General features: G+C 38.0%; 15 protein-coding genes and 1 tRNA gene. 14 read left to right on the top strand and 2 right to left on the bottom strand.

All coding sequences use genetic code 11. The features are described from left to right. Window positions 1-36: 36 nt before the first annotated feature. From GM418_RS15475 to GM418_RS15490, 4 genes are all read left to right on the top strand, one after another. Window positions 37-1,086 (top strand): FecR family protein, encoded by a 1,050-nt coding sequence (locus tag GM418_RS15475; protein ID WP_158867887.1) that lies wholly within the window; start codon window positions 37-39, stop codon window positions 1,084-1,086. Between the two features lie 192 nt (window positions 1,087-1,278). Beyond that, window positions 1,279-4,530, top strand: coding sequence for a TonB-dependent receptor (locus tag GM418_RS15480; RefSeq protein WP_158867889.1), 3,252 nt, complete (start codon window positions 1,279-1,281; stop codon window positions 4,528-4,530). 24 nt (window positions 4,531-4,554) lie between these two features. Further along, complete coding sequence (locus tag GM418_RS15485; RefSeq protein ID WP_158867891.1) at window positions 4,555-6,063, top strand: RagB/SusD family nutrient uptake outer membrane protein; 1,509 nt, start codon at window positions 4,555-4,557, stop codon at window positions 6,061-6,063. A gap of 117 nt (window positions 6,064-6,180) precedes the next feature. After that, window positions 6,181-7,632: a sulfatase gene (locus tag GM418_RS15490; RefSeq protein WP_158867893.1), complete on the top strand. Its 1,452-nt coding sequence runs from the start codon at window positions 6,181-6,183 to the stop codon at window positions 7,630-7,632. A 6-nt stretch (window positions 7,633-7,638) separates the two neighbouring features. On the opposite strand, the gene GM418_RS15495 is transcribed toward GM418_RS15490, so the two are convergent. Beyond that, window positions 7,639-7,711: transfer RNA gene (locus GM418_RS15495), tRNA-Lys, on the bottom strand. A gap of 48 nt (window positions 7,712-7,759) precedes the next feature. Continuing rightward, the gene (locus GM418_RS15500) at window positions 7,760-9,265 is read right to left on the bottom strand and encodes a glycoside hydrolase family 10-like protein (protein ID WP_158867895.1); all 1,506 of its coding nucleotides are present in this window, start codon (window positions 9,263-9,265) and stop codon (window positions 7,760-7,762) included. Window positions 9,266-9,383: 118 nt separating this feature from the next. Here GM418_RS15500 and GM418_RS15505 point away from each other — a divergent pair, with 118 nt between their 5' ends. From GM418_RS15505 to GM418_RS15550, 10 genes are all read left to right on the top strand, one after another. Beyond that, on the top strand, window positions 9,384-10,223 hold the full coding sequence (locus GM418_RS15505; RefSeq protein ID WP_158867897.1) for an ATPase: 840 nt from the start codon (window positions 9,384-9,386) through the stop codon (window positions 10,221-10,223). Window positions 10,224-10,235: 12 nt separating this feature from the next. Next, a complete protein-coding gene (locus GM418_RS15510; RefSeq protein ID WP_158867900.1) occupies window positions 10,236-11,051 on the top strand; it encodes an N-acetylmuramic acid 6-phosphate etherase in 816 nt (271 codons plus the stop codon). A 283-nt stretch (window positions 11,052-11,334) separates the two neighbouring features. Then, on the top strand, window positions 11,335-12,678 hold the full coding sequence (locus tag GM418_RS15515; protein WP_158867902.1) for a dihydroorotase: 1,344 nt from the start codon (window positions 11,335-11,337) through the stop codon (window positions 12,676-12,678). A gap of 248 nt (window positions 12,679-12,926) precedes the next feature. Continuing rightward, a complete protein-coding gene (locus tag GM418_RS15520; RefSeq protein ID WP_158867904.1) occupies window positions 12,927-14,372 on the top strand; it encodes a hypothetical protein in 1,446 nt (481 codons plus the stop codon). A 10-nt stretch (window positions 14,373-14,382) separates the two neighbouring features. Further along, window positions 14,383-14,853 carry a T9SS type A sorting domain-containing protein gene (locus tag GM418_RS15525; protein WP_158867906.1) on the top strand — a complete coding sequence of 157 codons (471 nt, stop codon included), beginning with the start codon at window positions 14,383-14,385 and terminating at the stop codon, window positions 14,851-14,853. Then, window positions 14,850-16,034 carry a hypothetical protein gene (locus tag GM418_RS15530; RefSeq protein ID WP_158867908.1) on the top strand — a complete coding sequence of 395 codons (1,185 nt, stop codon included), beginning with the start codon at window positions 14,850-14,852 and terminating at the stop codon, window positions 16,032-16,034. Before GM418_RS15525 ends, GM418_RS15530 begins: the two co-directional genes overlap by 4 nt. 57 nt (window positions 16,035-16,091) lie before the next feature. Continuing rightward, window positions 16,092-16,562 carry a T9SS type A sorting domain-containing protein gene (locus GM418_RS15535; RefSeq protein WP_158867910.1) on the top strand — a complete coding sequence of 157 codons (471 nt, stop codon included), beginning with the start codon at window positions 16,092-16,094 and terminating at the stop codon, window positions 16,560-16,562. Continuing rightward, a complete protein-coding gene (locus tag GM418_RS15540) occupies window positions 16,559-18,724 on the top strand; it encodes a tail fiber domain-containing protein (RefSeq protein ID WP_158867912.1) in 2,166 nt (721 codons plus the stop codon). Before GM418_RS15535 ends, GM418_RS15540 begins: the two co-directional genes overlap by 4 nt. Window positions 18,725-18,857: 133 nt before the next feature. Then, window positions 18,858-22,202 carry a transcription-repair coupling factor gene (mfd, locus tag GM418_RS15545; protein WP_158867914.1) on the top strand — a complete coding sequence of 1,115 codons (3,345 nt, stop codon included), beginning with the start codon at window positions 18,858-18,860 and terminating at the stop codon, window positions 22,200-22,202. Between the two features lie 110 nt (window positions 22,203-22,312). Next, window positions 22,313-23,038 carry a hypothetical protein gene (locus tag GM418_RS15550; RefSeq protein ID WP_158867916.1) on the top strand — a complete coding sequence of 242 codons (726 nt, stop codon included), beginning with the start codon at window positions 22,313-22,315 and terminating at the stop codon, window positions 23,036-23,038. The last annotated feature ends 17 nt before the right edge of the window (window positions 23,039-23,055 follow it).

Here is a 23,055-nt window from a genome sequence, read left to right on the forward strand (position 1 = left end):
CTGTTTTGTTTCGTCAAAAGGTAAAATATGGATTAAATGGATAATGAATCTATGCAGATTGAGCAACTGATTATTAAGAAAATTTCAGGGGAACTTAATAAAAGTGAGCAGGCAATTTTAGATCAGTGGTTGTCTCAATCTCCGGAAAATAGAAAAGAATTAGATTCGTATAAAAATTTATGGGAACGGTCGGAAAATTTGGTGATGTCCGGATCCATAAATGTTGAAGGAGCTTTAAAGAAAACGAAAAGGCGAATTCCCGCATTTGGTAATAAAAAACGATATATTGTATACCTCAGACAAGCTGCCGCAGTCTTGATTTTGTCGATCTTTTTTTCCGGATTGGCATATTATTTTTTTATCAATAAGGAAAATAGAATTGTTGAAGAGGCAATCTATCAGGAAATTAGAACTGCCTTTGGAACACAATCGCAAATCAATTTGCCCGATGGAACTTTAGTCTGGCTTAATTCCGGAAGCACATTGAAATATCCCGGTTCGTTTTCCGATATGGATACAAGAAGTGTTGAGTTAAATGGAGAAGGCTATTTTCAGGTTACCAAAAACTCCCGGAAACCTTTTATCGTGAAAACAACAGATATAAATGTTAAGGTTCTGGGGACCGAATTTAATGTGTCGGCCTACGACGATTACCATTCCACAACGGTAGCACTTGAAAGAGGGAAAGTAAGTCTGTTTAAAACAGTATCGGGAACCGATAAGAATTTGCTGGTGTTAAATCCCAATGAAGTAGCAGAATACGAAAAGACAGAAGGTGAGCTAATCCACCACAAGGAAATTTCACTGGAGAAATATGTTGCTTGGAAAGACGGGATGATCGTATTTTTTAATGATCCGATCCAGTCGGTTACACACAAACTTGAAAAATGGTATAATGTTAAAATTGAAATCGGCGATAGTGAAATCGAAACCTATAGTTTTACAGCAACATTTGTAAACGAACCGTTGGAACAGGTACTTCGGCTTTTAAGCGTTTCTTCTCCAATATCCTATAAGATCACCCCCGCACAAAAACTTTCTGATAACTCTTACAGTAAACGAATTATAACAATTTTGAAAAAATAATACCAATAAAATGAAGCTTATGATTAAAACGTAGTAGAAAAAACAGGAAAGTGTTGACGCACTTCCCTGTTAAAATTCACCTGAAGTATCAGTTCAGGAAATTATTAATGTGTAATGTAAATACTTGACAAATTTATGAAAAAAGAAGTAAACCTAACGGGCTTCAAAAAGAGGCTCTTAATTAAATTCATTATGACTATGAAACTGGTCGTATTTTTTATATGTTTCTCTGTGTTAAGTGCTTTTGCAACAGAAACATATTCTCAGAAAACGAAGCTTACCCTCGATTTAAAAAACAGTTCGATTAAGGAAGTATTAAAAGAAATCGAAAATTCCAGTGAATTTTATTTTTTGTACAACAACAAATTAATTGATGTCGAAAAGAAGGTTGATGTCAATGTAAATAATGAATCGATAACCAATATCATTGACAAGATTTTTAGTGGGCAGGAGATAGGTTACACAGTTATAGACAGGCAGATAATTATTTCGCCTTTAGAGCTATTACCGGTACAACAGACTGAATCAGTAATAACAGGAAAGGTTACAAATTCAAATGGCGAATCGATTCCGGGAGTGACGATATTTGTTAAAGGGACCAACAATGGTGTGATTACCAACATTGATGGAGAATATTCAATACAGAATGTGTCATCCGGTGCAATTATTGTTTTTTCTTTTGTTGGAATGAAAACACAGGAAATAGAAGTCGCCGGAAGGACAACCATTGATGTTGTAATGGAAGAGGAAACAATAGGCATCGAAGAGGTTGTTGCCATTGGCTACGGAACGGTTAAAAAAAGTGATTTAACTGGTTCTGTTGCAAATATAAAAGAAAAAGATCTCGTTGCACTCCCTGCAAACAGCGCATTACAAGCAATGCAGGGAAGAGTTGCAGGAGTGACAATTCAGTCTGTCAATGGAGAACCGGGCGGAGACTATAAGATCAGGGTACGTGGTGCAACTTCTATTAATGCCAGCAGCAACCCTCTTTTTGTAATAGATGGTTTGGTAGGAGGTTCGATGCCGCCTCCGGAAGATATAGCATCAATCGAAATTTTAAAAGATGCATCTGCGTCTGCCATTTACGGTTCAAGAGGTGCCAACGGAGTAGTTATGATAACAACAAAATTAGGTAATGTTGGTAAAATAACCGTTAAGGTAAATAGCTATTACTCATTTCAGGAAGAAATAGGGCGTGTAGAAGTTTTAAATGCACAAGAATTTGTTGATTATATAAATGACGCCAGAGGGTATGAATTTTATGATCCGGATAATATAACTGTCGATACGGATTGGCAAGATCTGATTTTTCAAAAAGGACATATGCAGAATCACCAGGTATCGGTTTCCGGAGGGAGTGAAAAGTCACAATATTATATCTCAGGGATTTATAACGATCAAAAAGGAGTAATTAAAACGTCTGCTTTTAACCGATACTCGTTAACAACCAATCTAAAATTCGACCTGTCAGATTATTTCAGGCTCAATTTCAGCTCATTATTGCAAAGCACAAAAAACGATGGTGTAATCTCGCAAAGTGGTAATGGTGTTACAAATTCCGGAGTTATTGCTTCATCTCAACGTTTTGATCCCAACCAGGGGATAATTGATGATGATGGTACTTACACAAAAAGCAAAGTGGGTATCGCAGCCTTCGAAAATCCGATGGCTTCCATAGACGGAAGGGACATCGAAAGTATTCGGGATCATATCCAGCTCAATTTGAAAGCAGAAATCGACGTTACCAAAGGCCTGACTTTCAATTCAACATTCGGAACAATTATCCAAAATACAAGAGATGGTTCATATGCAAACAAAATTTCAAATCTAGGAGAGCAATATAATGGGTTGGCCAGAATGAGCCACAGGAGAAACTTTAATTTTCTGACGGAACAATATCTGAATTATAATTTAGCTATTAATGAAAGAAACAAATTTATTCTCACTGGTGGCTATTCTTATCAATTGTTCAGGAATGAATCATTTTCAGCAGCAAATGCAAGTTTTATTACAGACGCTCTCGGATTTTGGAATTTAGGAGTAGGAACAAACCTGCAAATTCCGGAGTCAGGTTACTCCGAGTCGAAAATAGCTTCCTTCTATGGACGCATAAACTATAATTTTGATGATCGTTATTTATGCACTTTGTCAAGCCGGTATGACGGAGCCTCTCAATTTAGTGAAGGAAATCAATGGTCGTTTTTCCCATCGGGTGCTTTATCCTGGAATATGCACAACGAGGAATTTTGGCCCCAAAATGAAATTCTTTCTTCCCTGAAGATAAGAACAAGTTACGGGTTGACCGGAAATCAGGCAATTAGCGCCTACCAGTCGTTAGCCAGAATATCTAATTCGTTTTTTGTTTTAAATAATACCAGTGTTAGTTCTGTAAGACCGACATCGATTGCAAACAAAGATTTAACATGGGAAACAACCTCGCAATTCGACATCGGTGTGGACATTGGATTTCTTAATCGAAGAGTCAATCTTTTGGCAGATTATTACTATAAAAAAACCAAGGATTTACTTTTCAGCGTTCCAATCCCGGCATTTTCCGGCTTTCAAAATCGGTTGGAAAACTTGGGCGTCATCGAAAACAAAGGATATGAAATTCAACTTGAATCAAAAAACCTGGTTGATGATTTTAAATGGTCCACCAGCTTCAACATCTCTTTAAATCGTAATAAAGTAGTAGAGCTACCGGGAGGAGTGGATATTATATATTCGAGTGCTCCCAGTGCTACCGGGGGAAGTATGGAGACGTCTATTTTGAGGGAGGGAGAACCTGTTGGGTCATTTTACGGATTTATATATGAAGGTGTTTATCAGGAAGGAGATACATTTATTCCGGGAGGAGGATTTGAAACGACCTCGGGAGGTGAAAGATTCGCTAATTTAAATGACGACGAAGTTCTTGACAATAACGACAGAACAATCATAGGAAATCCAAATCCCAAAGTAATCCTGGGGCTAAATAATGATTTTTCATACAAAGGATTTTCTTTGAATATATTTTTCCAGTCGTATTTAGGTGGAGATATGATGAATCTTGTAAAATTGGATCTGGATCGTTTAAGCGGAAATTCAAATGCAACAAAAGATGCTTTAAACAGGTGGACGCCGGAAAATACCGTAACGGACGTCCCCAAAGCAGCAGCTGGCAGGGTTTCAAGAGTCTCCTCGAGATTTGTAGAGGATGCTTCTTTCCTGAGATTGAAAAATATTTCGCTCGCATATGACTTTAGTTCATCGCTACTAAAAAAATTAAAAATAAACAATGCCCGTGTATATGTTAGTGGACAAAACCTTTTAACGTTTACCAACTACTCGGGAGTTGATCCGGAAGTAGCATACAAATCGAGTAACGTTAATCTTGGCTTAGATTACGATAGCTACCCATCTACTACTTCATATACAATTGGAATAAACCTTGAATTTTAAAAAGAGAATAATAAAAGAAATGAAATGAAAAAGTTAAACCATATATTACTTATATTTTTTATAACTCTTACATTGGTTGGATGCATTGATTTAGAAGAAGATCCAAAGGGTTTAATGGCTCCTGAAGGCTTCTTCGAAACGGCCTCCGATGTGGAGGCTGCAGTTTACGGTGCTTATGCTGAATGGGTAACTGTTCAGGTTGAAAAATACTACTTCTTGGGGTTAATGCTTCGCAGCGACATGGTAGATATCGGAGACAGAAATACAGATGGTAACAGAATTGCACTGAATGAATTTAGCATGGACGCAAAAAACAGTTTAGTAGCAGCCAGCTGGGAGCGTTTGTATCAATCTATTTCGGCAGCAAACACAGCAATACAAGGGGCCAGAAGCATAGAAGATGAGGCTGCTGTAAAAAATGAGTTAGAGGCTAAAGCCAGATTCATTAGAGCTTTTACCTATTTTCATCTCGTCAGAGCATTTGGAGATGTTCCTTATCTGGATTCTCCCATTGAAAGCGCAGAAGCTTTTGACGCTGTTGAACGCACACCTTCGGATGAGATATACCAGTATATTATAGATGACCTTTTGTTTGCCAAGGAGTATCTTCCTGTAAAAAATTCACCTGATGTTAGAAATATTGGTACCAAGGGAAGTGCTGCTACCGCATTAGCTGAGGTTTACCTTACATTAGAAAGATATTCGGAAGCTGCAACCGAGGCAAGATATGTTATTGATAATGCTGCTGTATTCGATTATAACCTTGCGACGAATTACCAGGACTTATTTAATGCAGAAGTAATAGCTTCACTAAAGGAGCCTATTTTTACCTATGAATTAAAAAATACATTGAACGATGGTAATTATAACCAGGCTGATGGGATGATTAATCTGACAAGAATTAGGGATTTGGCGCCCAGAAGTTTATCAGTAGCAGTTCCATCGTTAAAAGTTTATCAGTCGTGGGATGACAGGGATTACCGCAAAAAAGTATGTTTTGAGGATACTGTTGTTTACAACGGAGTAGTAACCGCTTTGGTGGACGCTGCGGTTAGGGTGCCTCGCCCGCATATTGCGAAATATTTCCGATATCCGGGACCACAGGAAGCGGGCGACGACCGCTCAAGCGACCATCATTACTGCATGTATCGTTATGCTGATGTATTACTTTTTGCTGCCGAAGCAATTGCAGAGTCAGAAGGAGCCACCCCTGAAGCAATTGGATACATTAATCAGATTAGAGCAAGAGCACGTTACAACGGAAGCACAACAACTGATTTTCCGGCAGATGTACCAACAACAGCTATAAGCACCGATGATTTCATTCAGCTTGTAAGAGAAGAAAGAAGACTGGAGTTTGCTTTTGAGTTCAAAAGGTGGTACGACATTAAACGTTGGGGAATAATAAATGAAGCTTTTTTATCCACCGAATCAATGGAACCGCATAACGTTGATTTGAACAGAGATTATTTGTTCCCGATTCCTCAGACAGAAATCGACGTAACAGATTTTATCCAAAACCCCGGATATTAAGCGTATCCTTATTAGGAAAAATGCATAAGATAACTTAAATCGTCTTATGCATTTTCTTTGTTAAATTTAGAAGAATTATAGTACTGATTTTAGATTCGAAACCAAAATATTAAAACCATGATGATACGTAATGCTCTCAAATATGTATTTGTCTGTTTTGGCCTGCTCTTTTCAATGGAAATATCTGCTCAGGAGAAACCCAATGTATTGTTTATCGCCATTGATGATTTAAACGATTGGTCAGGGTGCCAGCAAAATTTTCCCAATGTTCAAACCCCAAATATTGATCGTTTGGCGTCCAGTGGAATTTTGTTTAATAATGCCCATTGCCAGGCTCCTTTGTGTGGCCCGTCTAGAGCATCAATAATGACAGGACTTCTTCCAAGTACAACCGGTATTTATGCCATGATTGATGACGACAAAATAAAAGAGTGTAATGAAACGACAAATGAAGTAATATTTTTACCTGATTACTTTGAGCAATTTGGGTATAAAACGATGGGAATAGGGAAACTTTTTCATTTAGGAGATAAAGCAAAATGTTTCCAGGAATATGGTGGGGTGTATGAAATGTTTGGGCCAAAGCCCCAAAAGAGGTTTAAATATGATCCGGCATGGTTTGGTAAACCATCAGGAACATCAACAGATTGGGGGGCGTATCCGGTTTATGATTCATTAATGCCTGATGATAAGTATGCAAACTGGGCCATCGAACGGTTAAAACAAAAACATGACCAACCCTTTTTTCTTGCCGTTGGTTTTATTCGTCCGCATGTTCCCTGGTATGTTCCGCAAAAATGGTTTGATCTGTTTTCTGTTGACCAAATGAAAACACCTCCTTTCGATCCGGATGATATGAATGATATATCTGAATTTGCAAAACAGGTGATGGACGTTCCTCCGATGCCAACAACAGAATGGGCCATTGAAAATAATTATTGGCAAGAGATTGTCCAGGCTTATCTGGCTTGTATGGCTTTTACTGATTACCAGGTAGGACGTGTTCTGGATGCATTGGAGAACAGTGAATATAAAAACAATACGATTATTGTTTTGTGGTCAGATCATGGATATCATTTAGGAGAAAAAAATCGGTTCGCCAAACATTCATTATGGCGGAGGGCAACACACGTTCCGCTTATATTTGCCGGGCCTGGAATCAAAGTCAGTCAAAAATCAGAAATACCTGCCGGGCTAATTGATATTTATCCCACTTTGGCCGGTTTATGTAAATTGCCACCCAATCCTAAAAACGAAGGCGTTGATTTGTTTTCAATTCTTCACGACCCGGTAAAGGCAGCACAAAAATGTGTTATAACGACTTATGGTTTTAAAAACCATTCTGTTTATTGGGATGATTGGCACTATATTCATTATAAAGACGGAAGTGAGGAATTATATAATTTAAAGAATGATTCAAACGAGTGGGAAAATATAGCGTCTAAGGATGAATATTCTGAAATTAAATTGAAAATGAAACAAAAATTACCTGAAGTTAATTTATCTAATGTGCCACAAAGTTCTTATAACATCAACGAATATTTCAGAGAAAATTTGAATGATTTATAATGTTTGTCGGTCTGCAGGGATTCGAACCCTGGACCCGCTGATTAAGAGTCAGCTGCTCTGCCAACTGAGCTACAGACCGATTAGTGAAGCAAAATTACAATATTCTTTCTGAGAAAGACATTTTTCACTATAATTTTAGTACAACCGGTTTACTTCGTTCGCTTTCGTTATTTAAACGGTCGAGTAATGAAATACGAACTTCGTATTTTTTCTTTTTCCGGTTAAGGCGTTCAAATTGATATTCGTCTCCCTTCAAAATTGAAATAAAAGAGTTGGGATCATCTATATCCAGGTTTGTTCCTTTTTCATTGATATAAATCAGAACTCTTGCAGGAGTGTTCATTTCGTCTTCGGCATCACAAACTTCCCATTTTATTTTTTTGCCTCTTTTTTTGATTTTTACAACCGGTTGTGGGGGAATACTGTCGAGCCACGGCATGGGTGGTACAAGCGCCGTAGTTTTGTATAAGTGGTTTTTTAAGCTGTCTTGGAATCCCATTAAATCGCGCAAGAAATGCTTGCTGCTGTAAAATGCGGAACCTCCAATTCCCCTGATTTTCCGAAGTGTTTGTATCTGTTTGGGCAGTTCCTCGGCCATGGCCCACTCCTTTATTGTTGATGCCGGGTCGCTTTTGTAAACACCATGGCCAATGTACATCGCCCGCTTGTATGCATGGTTTTTCCACCAGTTGGCAAGCAATTCAAAATCCACCAGGGGGTGACCAATTTGCCAGTACAACTGTGGCAGGCAATAGTCGATCCAACCTTTTTCCTGCCATTTAATAATGTTGGCATACAAATGGTCGTAATTGGTTGCACCTGCTTTGGTGTCTGAACCAAGCGGATCATCTGCTTTGTTACGCCATACACCAAAAGGGCTGATTCCGAATTTCACCCACGGTTTAACAGCTTTAATGGTGTCGTTGAGCATTTCGATAATAATGTCCACGTTTTCGCGTCGCCAGTCGGCCTTGTTTTCCGGAAAGAAACCTCGATTGTATGTTTTAAATGAAGTAGTATCAGGAAATTCTTCCGCAAGCGGGTAAGGATAAAAATAGTCGTCAAAATGAATGGCATCCACATCGTAGCGTAAAACGATGTCTTTTACAACCGAAGTTACAAACTCGCGTGTTTGTGGCAATCCGGGATCAAAATAGAGTTTATTGCCGTATTTTAAAATCCACTCCGGATGTTCAAATGCGATGTGGTTTCCTGCCAGCGGTTCATCTGCTTTTTGTGCAACCCGGTATGGATTTAACCAGGCGTGGAGTTCCATTCCTCGTTTATGGCATTGGTCGATCCAGAATTTTAAAGGATCATAAAAAGGCTCGGGTGCTTGCCCGGGTATTCCTGAAAGGTAACGCGACCAGGGTTCCAGATTTGAAGGATAAAATGCATCTGCTGCCGGGCGGACTTGCAGTATTATGGCGTTCATTCCTAAATCCTGATGCAGATTTAAAATATCGGTAATTTCCTTTTTTTGCTGTTCTGTTGAAAGTCCTGATTTTGACGGCCAGTCAATATTATTTACTGTAGCGACCCAAACAGCCCGGAATTCAAATTTGGGAGAGTAAACCTGGGCCTCGATAGTATAAACCAGAAAGAAAGTGACAAGAAACAGCAAATATCGCATTTTGGTAAATTCAATTTTTTAATTTAGCAAATGTATACATTACCCAAATAGCAAAAAACCATTTTACTGATTTCTTAAAATGAAAAGTCTGACACGTTAATTTTTCTAATTTTGAAGCATGATTTTAATTGCAGACAGCGGATCTACTAAGACGAAATGGTGTTTTATTTCTGATAAAAATAAAGCAGAATTTTTGTTAACCAACGGGATAAATCCTTATTTCAGGACGACAGAGGATATTGTAGAAGAATTAAAACTGGAACTTATTCCGAATCTCTCCGGGCGGGTAAGAAGCATTCATTTTTACGGAGCAGGAATAGTAAACACGGAGATTGCTAAAGTCGTTGAAGACGCGTTGAAAGTATTGTTCCCCGGAGCAACAATTGAAACCAACAGCGATTTGTTTGCTGCTGCACGGGCTACGCTTCAAAACAAAAAAGGTATTGCCTGTATTTTAGGAACCGGTTCAAATTCGTGTTTATACGACGGAGAAAAAATCGTTGAGCACGTTCCTCCTCTTGGTTTTATATTAGGGGATGAAGGCGGAGGAGTTGTTTTGGGCAGGAAGATTCTGTCCGATTTTTTAAAAGGTTTGATGCCCGAAACTTTGGTGGAAAAATTTCGTCAGAGTCATCCTTTTCAATACGCAGATTATCTTCAAAAGGTATACAAAGAAGAACGCCCCAATAAATTTCTGGCTTCGTTTGTTCCTTTCATCCACGAGAATATTCAAAATGATTACTGTAAAAAATTAGTGGAAAAGTCATTCGAAGAGTTTTTGATTCGGAATGTTTTTCAATATTCAGGCTGTCAGATACATCCCGTTTGTTTTGTTGGTTCTGTTGCGTTTTATTTTGAAGATGTTCTGAGGGCTGTTTTGCTGGAAAATAAGCTTAATTCCGGAATTGTTTTGCAGGAGCCGTTGAAAGGATTAATAAAATTTCATACAAAAAATTAAAGTAAAAATCAGATGGTAAATATAACTGAGTCGAGCTCGAATTACGATAATCTGGAAAAAATGTCGATCCGTGAGCTTCTGGAAGGAATTCATTCTGAAGACAAAAAAGTTTTACCGGCAGTAGGGAAAGTTATTCCGCAAATTGAGAGATTGGTTGCGGAAGTTGTTCCCCGGGTAAAAAAAGGCGGGCGCTTGTTTTATGTTGGTGCCGGAACCAGCGGGAGGTTGGGAATTTTGGATGCTTCAGAAATTCCTCCAACATACGGCGTCGGTTATGGTTTGGTAGTGGGATTAATTGCGGGTGGAGACCAGGCTATCAGGAAAGCTGTTGAATCGGCGGAGGATGATGAGAATCTTTCCTGGAAGATATTAAAAGAGTATAAAATCAATGAATTGGATACGGTAGTTGGAATAGCAGCTTCGGGCGGAACTCCGTATGTAATTGGCGCTGTAAAAAAAGCACGCGAAAATAAGATCTTAACCGCATGTATAACAAGTAACAAAGAGACGGTTCTAGCCCAAAATGTAGATATACCGATTGAAGTTATTGTTGGCCCCGAGTTTGTTACCGGAAGTACCAGGATGAAATCAGGTACTGCACAAAAGCTGGTTTTGAATATGATAACCACAACGTTGATGATTCAACTGGGTAAAGTGAAAGGGAACAAGATGATTAACATGCTGTTAACAAACCGGAAACTGATTGAAAGAGGTACAAAAATGATTATGGATGAGCTTGGATATGCTGAATCAAAGGCGAAACGCTTGTTGCTTTTACATGGCTCGGTTCAAAAAGTACTCGATGAGTTTAAAGCAAAAGAGCTTTAAAGAAGTCTTTTAGTTTTGGTTATTCAAGTAAGAAAAAAATTGATATCTTTGTCAACTATACAGTAAGGAATATTGCTGTATGTTTATTTGAAATAAAGGAATAGTAAGGATATTTAAGAAAAATCATCGGACTTACCGTTCTGGTAAGTTTGTGGTTTATTAGGTTTAGTTGGTTTAGGTTAGTTCCCGTGTAGGGGACAAAAAAGGCTGTCAGGGGACAGCCTTTTCTTTTTCTAACAACTGCATTCAGAAATGAAACCCTTAACTTTGTAAAAAAAAGAAGATGAAGACACTGATTAAAGATGCGACGATTGTTAATGAAGGATTAAAGTTTAAGGGAAGTGTATTAATTGGTGAAGATAAGATTGAAAAGATTTTTTCGAAATTATTTCCTGTAGATTTTGATTTTAGAGGTGTTGAAGTTATTGAAGCCGAAGGTTTGCTCCTTATCCCCGGCGTTATCGATGATCAGGTGCATTTTCGTGAACCAGGACTAACCCACAAAGGCGAAATAGCAACGGAGAGCCGGGCTGCTGTAGCCGGTGGTGTTACAACATACATGGAAATGCCAAATACCAATCCGCAATCGGTTACACAGGAAGAACTCCAAAAGAAATACGACAGGGCGGCCTTGGTTTCTCCGGCTAATTTTTCGTTTTATATGGGAGCTACTAACGATAATCTGGAGGAGGTTCTGAAAACCGATCCTGCAACAGTTTGCGGTATTAAGGTTTTTATGGGCTCGTCTACCGGAAACATGCTGGTTGATGATGAAAAGACCTTAGCTGAAATTTTTAGGAATGCGCCAACCCTGGTGGCAACTCATTGCGAAGATGAGGCGACCATTCAAAAGAACAGTGAAATTGCACGCCAGCGATATGGTGAAAATGTACCAATTTCACGTCATTGCCATATACGCAGCGACGAAGCTTGTTATATTTCTTCATCAAAAGCAGTAAATTTAGCTTCAAAATTTAATACGCGTTTGCATGTTTTACATCTGTCCTCGGCAAAAGAGATGGAGCTTTTCACACCAGGAAAAGTAACCGAAAAAAGTATTACTGCGGAAGTTTGTGTGCATCATCTTTGGTTTGATGAAAGGGACTATATTACTCATGGCACAAGAATAAAGTGGAATCCATCTGTTAAGTGCGAGAGCGATAAAGAGGCTCTTTGGGAGGCGTTGCTTGATGACAGATTGGATGTAATTGCTACCGACCATGCTCCTCACACCATTGAGGAAAAGAATAATACATATTTTAAAGCTCCCTCTGGCGGACCTTTGGTTCAACATTCTTTAGTAGCCATGCTTGAAATGAGTAAGAAAGGTTTTATTCCCGTTGAAAAAGTCATTCAGAAAATGTGCCATGCCCCGGCGGATTTATTCACAATTGATCGGCGCGGCTATATTCGCGAAGGCTATTTTGCCGATTTGGTTTTGGTTGATCCAAATAAATCGTGGGTAGTTGCTCCTGAAAATATCCTGTATAAGTGCGGTTGGTCGCCTTTTGAAGGGACTGAATTTTCTCATCAGGTAGTAAAAACTTTTGTAAATGGCAGACTAACGTTTAAAAATGGCCGGATTACAGATAATGTGTTTGGCAGCAGAGTGGGATTTCTCCGGTAATCTTGCTATGTATTTTTATCTCAGAATGTTTTTATTGGCCTCATTTTGAGTAGTGTATTGGTTTTTTAATCTCAACATTTATCCGATTCTACTATTGATTTCCTTCAAACATTTTCTTAACTTGTAAAGAAAACCTTTAATAAAAAAAACCAATTCTTTATTTGAATCAAATTTTCTTAATGTTCGACGACATGTATTAATAAATACATGATTATTCATTTAGTACTTATCTGTAAAAAAATAAAAATATGAAAAACTTTTTTACTACTCTGTTTTTTATCCTTTTATGCATCAATTCTCTCTATCCCCAGGTTCCCGGTGCTTTCAGTTATCAGGCTGTAGTGCGAAATCTTACAGGTGATGTTTTAAGTAACCAAGATGTGACTTTTAGAATTAGTATTTTACAGGACTCTGAGTCAGGCACTGTCGTATATGTTGAGACCCATTCGGTTACAACAAATGATTTTGGATTAGCAAATTTAAAGATCGGGACAGGGACGGTCGTTGACGGGACATTCGGCAATGAAGGCTGGGGAACTGCACTTCATTTTTTAAAAGTTGAAATAGATCCGGACGGAGGAACCTCATTTATTGAGATGGGTACCACACAACTTCTGGCTGTTCCTTACGCATTCCATGCTCAAACGGTTGAAAATGATCAGATTGATGATGCCGATGCTGATGCTGCAAATGAGCTTCAGACGCTTTCTGTTTCAGGAAACAATTTGTCCATTAGCGATGGAAACACTGTTGCGTTACCAGCAGGAAGCACCAGCCCATGGACAAACAGTACTGCAGGAATTAAATATTTTGGCGGGAAAGTCGGAATAAATCATGATCCGGCTGACGATTCTGGAGCGCTTCAAGTATGGGGAGAAGATGGTATGAGTCTCGAAATTGTTAACAATAGTGTAACTTTTCCGAATATTTATGCCCAAAACAATTCGGGTACAGCGGCTTATATCGATGGTAAACTAGTGATTGATGACGGTACTCAAGGGGCAGGGAAAGTTTTAACTTCAGATAGCGGCGGTAAGGCAAGTTGGGCAACGCCAGGTACTGGTTTATGGACCCAAAACGGGTCGGAAATTTATTTTAACGGAAACGTGGGAATCGGAACAACAGATCCGATAGTTAAACTGGATGTTTCTGATGATTCAGGTGAAACGTATTCCAGAATTCAGTCAACAGCGAGCGATGCAGGATTATTTATTGAAAGATCAGGTGGAGCTAATATGGCAGGTTTAATTTTTAAAACGGGTGGCGCAAATGGATTTTATACCGGACTTTTAGGATCATACAGTTATAAAATTTCCACTCAAAATCCTACACTTAATGGCCTTGAAGTTGAAATTGACGGGGATGTGGTTTTAAGTGATGAATTACATTCTACTGCTACAGGAAATTCAAATATGATGCCTTTTGCCTATGGTTACATCTCAAGTGCGGCATCAAAAACCGGCTGTACATCAAATGTAGGAACTGTTTCAAAAATGTCAACCGGACAATATAAAGTAGAAATAGCTGACCTTGGCAGTGACTATACAGTTGTAGTAACCATTAACCATGGACTTGCTTATTCTAATGCGGTTGTCATGGGACGTAATTCAGCATATTTTACCGTTGCTACCTGGGATACCAAAAGTGATGGTTATGTCGATGCAGGATTCTCATTTATTGTGTATAAACCTTAATATTAAAGAGATGAAAAAAATTAGACTTATATTATTAATACTGCTAATTGCAAGTTTATCTTTTGCACAAGAAGTTATTTCAACAGCAGGAGAAACGCAATCGAATTCCGGTTATGAATTGAGCTGGACAGTCGGAGAAACAGTAATTAATACTTTATCAGCAGAAAATACAATATTAACCCAGGGATTTCATCAATCGAAGTTAATTATTACTGCTGTTGAGGAGTTAATTGAATCAAATAATCAGGTCAATGTATTTCCTAATCCTACTGCTCAATTTGCAATTATAAAATTTGATCAATTACCTGAAAAAAATATTTATAACCTTTTTAATATTAATGGAAAACTGCTCTCTTCTAAAGAGATAGAATATACAGAAACACAAATAGATTTAACTCCATATGCAAATGGGTCCTATTTGTTAAAGATTATTCAGGAAGATAATCTACCTCTTAAAACTTTTAAAATTATCAAACAATGAAAAAAATTGCTGCCCTTGCCTTAATTCTGTCGACAATGGTTTTGACAGGTTTTGCTGAGATCCCAAATTATTTTAATTATCAGGCCGTTGTTCGGAATTCATCTGGTGAAATTGTAAGTAATGCCGATGTGTCTTTTCGTATCAGTATTTTGCAGAATTCTGAATCAGGATCTGCAGTTTATGTTGAAACACACACGGTTCAAACAAATGAGTTTGGATTAGTGAATTTAAAAATCGGAGATGGTACGGTCGTTAGCGGAAGTTTTAATCCTGAAAATTGGGGAGCAAATTCGCATTTTATAAAAATTGAAATGGATGCAACAGGAGGAAGCTCCTACACCGAATTTGGAACTTCACAATTAGTTGCTGTTCCATATGCTTTTCATGCTAAAACAGTTGAAAATGATGAGGTGGATGATGCTGATGCCGACCCGGAGAACGAAATCCAGTCTTTATCTCTGAATGGCTCAAACTTAACTTTAACGAATGGTGGAGGAACGGTTACGCTTCCATCACCAAGCGAAAGCCCCTGGCTAACAAGTGGGGCAGACATTTATTTTAACTCGGGGAAAGTCGGTATTGGAGCCATAAATGCATATCCTCATCAGTTTTTAATTTATGATGAACTACAGTCGCGTGCAATAATTAAATCAGACGGAACAGCGTCCTTAGATATCAGCCGGGGAAGTTTGAGTTATAGTTCATATCTTATGTTTGGATCAGATGGTATTAGAAAATTTTTTACAGGTCTCCCTACTAACTCCACGAAATATAGAATTTCCAGCTCTTCCACTAGTTTAAGTGGAATTGAGATAGATTTAGATGGAAATGTTGAAACTACCGGAGAGCTTGAAATTGATGGAGAACTAAATGTCAAATCGTATGGAACGGCTAATATGCTTCCTTATGCTTATGCCTGTATTTTATCCAGCCAAAATATGTTAAGCCGAACTCCCAATGTTACGTCATCGGTAAGAATTGGAACTGGCCAGTATAAGATATCAGTTAAGGATTTGGAAACTGATGCCTATATTATTGTTGTTACTGTAAATGAAGGAGTCGCCTATCTACATGCGACCGTCACAAGTAGAACTTCAGAAGGGTTTACAGTTGCTATTTGGGATACAAAGAGCGATGCGTATCATGACGGCGGTTTCTCATTCGTATTATATAAAATCTAATGCAAATATTCAAGAAGGAAGTTTCTTTTATTGTTTTAATTTTGTAACTTTTACCATATGAAAAAGCTCCTAATATCCTCATTACTAACACTTGTCACATATGCATTACAAGCTCAGGAGGTGATCTCACCTTCAGGACTTACACAGCAGACGGGAGGCTATGTGATTAGTTGGACAGTCGGAGAACCTGTTATTAATAAGGTGTCAAAAGGGAATACGATTCTTACCCAGGGATTTCATCAATCGAAGTTAATTATTACTGCTGTTGAGGAGTTAATTGAATCAATTAATCAGGTCAATGTATTTCCTAATCCTACTGCTCAATTTGCAATCATAAAATTTGATCAATTACCTGAAAAAAATATTTATCACCTTTTTGATATTAATGGAAAACTACTCTCTTCTAAAGAGATAAAATCTACAGAAACGCAAATAGATTTAACTCCTTATGCAAATGGTTCCTATTTGTTAAAGATTATTCAGGAAGATAATCTACCTATTCAAACTTTTAAAATTTTCAAACAATGAAAAAATACATTGCTCTCTTTGCGCTACTAAACCTTGTTGTATTGGTGGTTTTTTCACAGGTTCCAAATTACTTTAACTATCAGGCTGCAGTGCGAAATGCAACCGGTGAGATTATTAGTAACACGAATGTATCTTTCCGTATCAGTATTCTTAAGGATTCTGAATCAGGCTCTGCAGTTTATGTTGAAACACACACGGTTCAAACAAATGAGTTTGGATTGGTGAATTTGAAAATCGGAGATGGCACTCGTGTAAGCGGCAGTTTTAATCCTGGGAACTGGGGCACAAATTCACATTTTATAAAAATTGAAATGGATGCAGCAGGAGGAAGCTCCTACACCGAATTCGGAACTTCACAGTTAGTTGCTGTTCCATATGCTTTTCATGCTAAAACGGTGGAAGAAGATAACGTGGATGATGCTGATGCTGATCCTACAAATGAAGTTCAAACACTTAGCATTAGTGGTTCTGACCTGTCCATAAGTGATGGAAATACAATTACGCTACCTCTGGGCGAAGGTGGCGATAACTGGGGAACACAAATGGTAGTAACTGATGCAACTCTGTCAGGCACAGGTATCTCTACACGTCCCTTGTCGGTAGTTGGTGATTTAACCGATGATCAAACACTTTCCATATCAGGAAATGAACTCTCTATTTCCGATGGGAATTCAGTTACCTTACCAGCAGGAAGTGAAAGCCTGTGGACTAAGAGCGGCTCTAATATTTATTACAATTCCGGGAATATTGGAATTGGGACAAGCAATCCTAACTATCCTTTAGATATTAACGGGACTTTAAGTTATGCCAGGTTAAAAGCCAGTTCAGATGCTGCTTTATTTATTGATCGCGGTGATTTTGGCAGTTTTTCTACAATATCGTTTCTGAATGAAGGAGAGAATAAATATTGGATTGGAATGGCTCCAAATAGTGATCGATTCAGAATATCCACTTTGTCAAATTCATTACAGGGGCTTGAAGTAGATATTTTAGGAAGTGTTCATTTTTCCGAGAACATATTTTTAACTGAAGGAAAAAATATTAGTATTGGAGTCACAAATCCCTATTATCCACTAGAAATCAAAGGTGGTGACATTGGTTGTATGAAATTCTTTTCATCTTCCTCAGGCACTGGAACATCGGATGGATTTCAAGTTGGCCTATATTCAGATAATAATGCAACATTAAATAATCATGAAGATGGGGATATTGTATTTGGAACAAACAATATTACTAGAATGGCAATCAGTAATGATGGCCACGTAAGTATTGGCGGAAATACGCATTCCGACCATCTTTTAAATTTATTCAGTTATCCTTCCGGGCCGGTTTATATGAGCTTTCAAAACTACAACGCCGGTACTTCTTCAATGGATGGTTTTATGATTGGGACAAGTTCAAGTAATAATGCGTTTTTGTGGAATTATGAGAATACATCGCTTAATTTGGGAACAAATGGTCGTTTAAGAATGACAATTTTGAACAGTGGTTATGTTGGAATAGGGACCGATACGCCTGATGCCGGACTTCATCTTAAAGGTACAGGTTATCCCGCTTCTTTTATGTATATTGAATCCAGTACAGGACAGGATGCCGGAATAAGACTATATGAAGGAACAGAAGCAAAATGGCACCTTTTTAATAATTCTGCTGCTGGTGGATTACAAATATATAACAGTGATGCTTCTACCGCCATTTTTGCGAAACAGTCAAACTCTTATGTGGGAATTAGAACAACTTCGCCAGCTTACGCACTACACGTAAATGGCGATGCAGCAAAAACATCCGGAACAACGGCATGGATTATTTCTTCAGACAAGAGACTTAAAGATATTCATGGAACCTACGATAAAGGATTAGCAGCTATATTGGAATTACAACCCATTTGCTATAATTATAAGAAGGATAACCCACGTCAATTGCCTTCAAATAAAGAACAGGTTGGTTTTGTTGCCCAGGAAGTTCAGAAAGTATTTCCTGAAGCCGTGAGCCAGAGAGAAGATGGATATCTGGATTTTAATATACACTCAATAAATGTAGCTATGGTTAATGCTGTAAAAGAGTTGAATGAAGAAAACAATCAATTGAAAAAGCAGGTTGAAAATTTGGAAAACAGGCTTGAGAGAATGGAATCCTTAATCGGGTTAAGTGCTTCAAAATAAAATTATAATTAATAGCTTTATGAGCCTCGCCAAAAAATAGCGGGGCTTTTTTTCTTCAAGACCAGAACAAAAAAGTGTTCAAATTCCTTTTAATCAAAAATCAGTTGATTTATATTTGCGCAAAATTTGAATTTTGGAAACTGCACGGTTTCTTCCATATTTTAAGGGGCATAAAAATTTTATCGAACTTCAGAAAAAACTAATTGCCCCCCCGGGTGAAAAAATTTACCTGCAGGGCTGTATTGGCTCTTTTAAAACGACTTTGCTCGCTAATCTTTTTCAACAAGTACAAAAAAACTTTATAGTTTTTCTAAACGACAGGGAAGAAGCCGCTTATTTTTACGACGATTTAAATAATCTTGGTTGGGGAGAGAATACACTCTTTTTCCCTGCTTCATACAAGCGTTCCATTCAATACGATTCAACCGAACAGGAAAATATTGTTCAGCGTACCGAAGTTTTGAACAAGTTATTGGATAAGGAGAATTCTTATTTTCTGGTTACCTATCCCGAGGCTGTTATTGAAACGGTAATTTCGCAGGCAGGGCTCGAAATAAATACGTTGCAGGTGGCAAAAGGTGATAAAATTTCGATTGAATTTATCAACGAATTTTTATTTGAATATGGTTTTGAACGCGTGGATTTTGTATACGAACCCGGACAATTTTCAGTGCGAGGTAGTATTGTCGATATTTTTTCGTTTTCACACGATGACCCGTATCGTATTGATTTTTTTGGCGATGAAATTGATTCCATTCGCAGTTTTAATATCGACAACCAAATTTCAAAAGATTCTTTTAAACGGATTACAATTGTTCCGAATATTCATAACCCAAGTATCGAGGGACAAAGAATATCTCTGATTGAGTTTTTAAATGACGAAAATATTTTTGTCGGAAATAATCTGGAACAGTTTTTTGATTTTGTTACTGAAATTCACAGGCAAACGATATTGGCAAAGGCTGATGTCGAAAATATTCTGGAACAAGTAATAACCGGCGACGAGTTAAAAAAGCAACTGCAGCGGGAAACTGTTTTCGATTTTGGCAGCGATCTGTTTTTTGAACCTGATTCCGTTTTGGAGTTTTCAAATTCGCGCCAACCTGTTTTTAACAAAAATTTTGATATGCTGGGAGAAAACCTGGTTGAATATCGGAAAAACGGTTATGAAATATTTATTCTTTCCGGAAATGAAAAACAAATCGAGCGCTTAACGGCTATTTTTCACGATACCGATATTAATGTCAAATTCACGCCGGTAAACTTTGTCTTACATGAAGGGTTTGTGGATAACGACCTAAAAATTTGCTGTTACACTGATCATCAGATTTTTGAACGGTATCACCGGTTTAAGTTAAAAACCCGAAAAGCAGAGAGAGAGGCAATTTCTTTAAAAGAATTAAACAAACTTCATCCTGGTGATTATGTCGTTCATATCGACCACGGGATTGGAAAATTTGCCGGTTTGGTAAAAACTGAGGTAAACGGAAAAATACAGGAGGCAATTCGTCTGGTTTACAGAGACAATGATTCGTTGTTGGTAAGTATTCATTCGCTGCACCGGATTTCAAAATACAAGGGGAAAGAAGGTGCGGAACCAAAAATAAATAAGCTGGGCACCGGAGCGTGGCAAAAAATGAAAAACCGCACCAAAGCAAAGGTGAAAGATATTGCCAAGGAATTAATTGCCTTGTATGCCCAGCGAAAAGCAGAAAAAGGTTTTGCATTTTCAGACGACACTTACCTGCAAACCGAACTGGAAGCCTCATTTATTTATGAAGATACTCCCGACCAGGAAAAAGCTACAATTGCAGTAAAAGAAGACATGCAAAAAAGCATGCCGATGGATCGGCTGGTTTGCGGCGATGTTGGTTTTGGTAAAACCGAAGTGGCAATTCGTGCGGCATTTAAGGCTGTTGCCGACAGTAAACAGGTGGCAGTGCTGGTTCCGACTACAATTTTGGCATTGCAGCATTACAAAACTTTCTCTGAGCGGCTGGAGAACTTTCCGGCGAAAATTGAGTTTGTAAGCCGTTTGAAATCTACCCTTGAAATAAGAAGCACCTTAAAAGATTTAGCGGACGGGAAAATAGATGTTATAATAGGAACACACAGGCTTGTAAGCAAAGATGTGAAGTTTAAAGATTTGGGTTTGCTCATTATTGATGAAGAACAGAAATTTGGAGTCTCAGTAAAAGAAAAACTGAAACAATTTAAAGTTAATGTTGATACGCTTACGTTAACGGCAACTCCTATTCCGCGAACTCTCCAGTTTTCTTTGATGGGCGCCCGTGATTTGTCGATTATACAAACACCGCCACCAAATCGATATCCTATTCATACCGAAGTTCATGGATTTAATGACCAGTTAATTCGTGAAGCAATTTCCTACGAAGTTGAGCGGAACGGGCAGGTATTTTTTATTCACAACCGGGTTCAGAATATCTATGAAGTTGAAGAAACGTTAAAACGAATAGTGCCGGGAATAAAAACAGGGGTGGGGCACGGACAAATGGATGGCCCGAAACTGGAAAAAGTAATGCTTGACTTTATAAATGGTAAGTTTGATGTTTTAATTGCAACTACGATTATTGAATCAGGACTTGATATCCCGAATGCCAATACCATTATTATAAATCAGGCACAGAATTTTGGATTAAGTGACTTACACCAGTTGCGGGGCAGGGTAGGACGTTCAAATAAAAAAGCATTTTGTTACCTGATAGCACCACCGCTTTCGACCATTAATGCCGAATCCCGCCGACGGTTACGTGCGCTGGAAGAATTTTCTGACTTGGGTAGCGGGTTTAACATTGCCATGCAGGACCTGGATATCCGTGGCGCCGGAAATATGCTGGGGGCCGAACAAAGTGGGTTTATTGCCGATATTGGTTTTGAGACCTACCATCGTATTCTCAATGAAGCTATCCAGGAATTAAAACAGGAAGAATTTAAAGGAGTTTTTGAAGAAGAGGATTCAAAACAGACACAGGCATTTTTAAATGTGAAGTTTGTTAACGATTGCCAGATTGATACTGATCTCGAATTGCTCTTTCCTACTGATTATATCCCCGGAACTTCAGAACGAATGGCGCTGTACCGCGAGCTGGATAATATTGAGATCGAAGAACAGTTAAAAGAGTTTGAAAATAATTTGATTGACAGGTTTGGAAAATTACCACAGGAAAGTCGTGAATTGCTGGGAGTTGTTAATCTGAGATGGAAAGCGATAGATTTAGGAATGGAGAAAATTATCCTAAAAAATAAAAAAATGATCTGTCATTTTGTTTCCGACCAGCAATCCGCATTTTACCGGTCCGATGCATTTATTCAAATTGTTCAGTTTATTCAAAAAAGAAAACTGGATGGGAAAATGAAAGAAAGTGACCAGAAATTAAAGCTAACATTTTCAAACGTTCCGAATATTGAAACCGCAGCTTTTTACCTTCAGAAAATTATTGATGAAATTAAACGTTAAATAAAAAGTACGCTGTACGCAACCCTTTTATTAAAATCACATCTAATGTTCAGTAAAATAATGGAGGGAAAAACGTTTTACATTTGTATAATATATTAAATTGATTAAATATGAATTGGAAAAGACTTTTATCAAACGCGCTACTGGTTACAATGATTTTAGGATTTACTTCCTGCTTCGATGATGAAGAAGAAGCATTTAGCATTGAGGCAGATGTATATTACATTAATAAACTTGTGGACGGAGAATGGATGCATGGAACAACTTATTATGTATATGGAAATGAAAGCATGTCGTCGGCGAAAGTTACAACACCGGTTACTTCCGAAACGATCGAACTTGAGGCTGCAGCTGCCTATTATAATGTAATGGTCAGTTCTCCTGCGCAAGAGGACTACTCAGTAAATACACCGGAAGAAGGTAACTTTCAGTTTGAAGCAACAAATCAAAAAGGCGAAATTTTATATAGCACAGATGAACAGGAATTTGTTAATCTCGAAGGGGCAAAAATTGATAGTATTGGATTTGACAGCAATAATTTTTTAATGTACGTGGCCTGGAATGAGATAGAAGAATCTGATGGCTATTATTTAAAGATGTATGATTCTTCGGATGAACTTGTTTTCGAAGGTTATGGTGTAGGTAGTGACGAGACTGAGTTTATCATTTCTGAGTATTATTCTACAGGAAACTGGATACAAGATCCGGTTGAAGGTGATGATTATCAGCTTTTATTACAGACCTTTGTTTATGATGACGATGCTACAAACAGTAACTTAGCATACAATATTAAAGAAGTAACGGTTACAGATACAATGATAAACTGGGATTTCTAAGAAATTAATACGAATAT

This window comes from Maribellus comscasis, assembly GCF_009762775.1.
Lineage (GTDB): Bacteria > Bacteroidota > Bacteroidia > Bacteroidales > Prolixibacteraceae > Draconibacterium > Draconibacterium comscasis.

Coding starts and splice junctions, on each gene's coding strand:
- GM418_RS15475 (WP_158867887.1), top strand. CDS start 37: ATGGATAATGAATCTATGCAGATTGAGCAACTGATTATTAAGAAAATT.
- GM418_RS15480 (WP_158867889.1), top strand. CDS start 1,279: ATGACTATGAAACTGGTCGTATTTTTTATATGTTTCTCTGTGTTAAGT.
- GM418_RS15485 (WP_158867891.1), top strand. CDS start 4,555: ATGAAAAAGTTAAACCATATATTACTTATATTTTTTATAACTCTTACA.
- GM418_RS15490 (WP_158867893.1), top strand. CDS start 6,181: ATGATGATACGTAATGCTCTCAAATATGTATTTGTCTGTTTTGGCCTG.
- GM418_RS15500 (WP_158867895.1), bottom strand. CDS start 9,265: ATGCGATATTTGCTGTTTCTTGTCACTTTCTTTCTGGTTTATACTATC.
- GM418_RS15505 (WP_158867897.1), top strand. CDS start 9,384: ATGATTTTAATTGCAGACAGCGGATCTACTAAGACGAAATGGTGTTTT.
- GM418_RS15510 (WP_158867900.1), top strand. CDS start 10,236: ATGGTAAATATAACTGAGTCGAGCTCGAATTACGATAATCTGGAAAAA.
- GM418_RS15515 (WP_158867902.1), top strand. CDS start 11,335: ATGAAGACACTGATTAAAGATGCGACGATTGTTAATGAAGGATTAAAG.
- GM418_RS15520 (WP_158867904.1), top strand. CDS start 12,927: ATGAAAAACTTTTTTACTACTCTGTTTTTTATCCTTTTATGCATCAAT.
- GM418_RS15525 (WP_158867906.1), top strand. CDS start 14,383: ATGAAAAAAATTAGACTTATATTATTAATACTGCTAATTGCAAGTTTA.
- GM418_RS15530 (WP_158867908.1), top strand. CDS start 14,850: ATGAAAAAAATTGCTGCCCTTGCCTTAATTCTGTCGACAATGGTTTTG.
- GM418_RS15535 (WP_158867910.1), top strand. CDS start 16,092: ATGAAAAAGCTCCTAATATCCTCATTACTAACACTTGTCACATATGCA.
- GM418_RS15540 (WP_158867912.1), top strand. CDS start 16,559: ATGAAAAAATACATTGCTCTCTTTGCGCTACTAAACCTTGTTGTATTG.
- GM418_RS15550 (WP_158867916.1), top strand. CDS start 22,313: ATGAATTGGAAAAGACTTTTATCAAACGCGCTACTGGTTACAATGATT.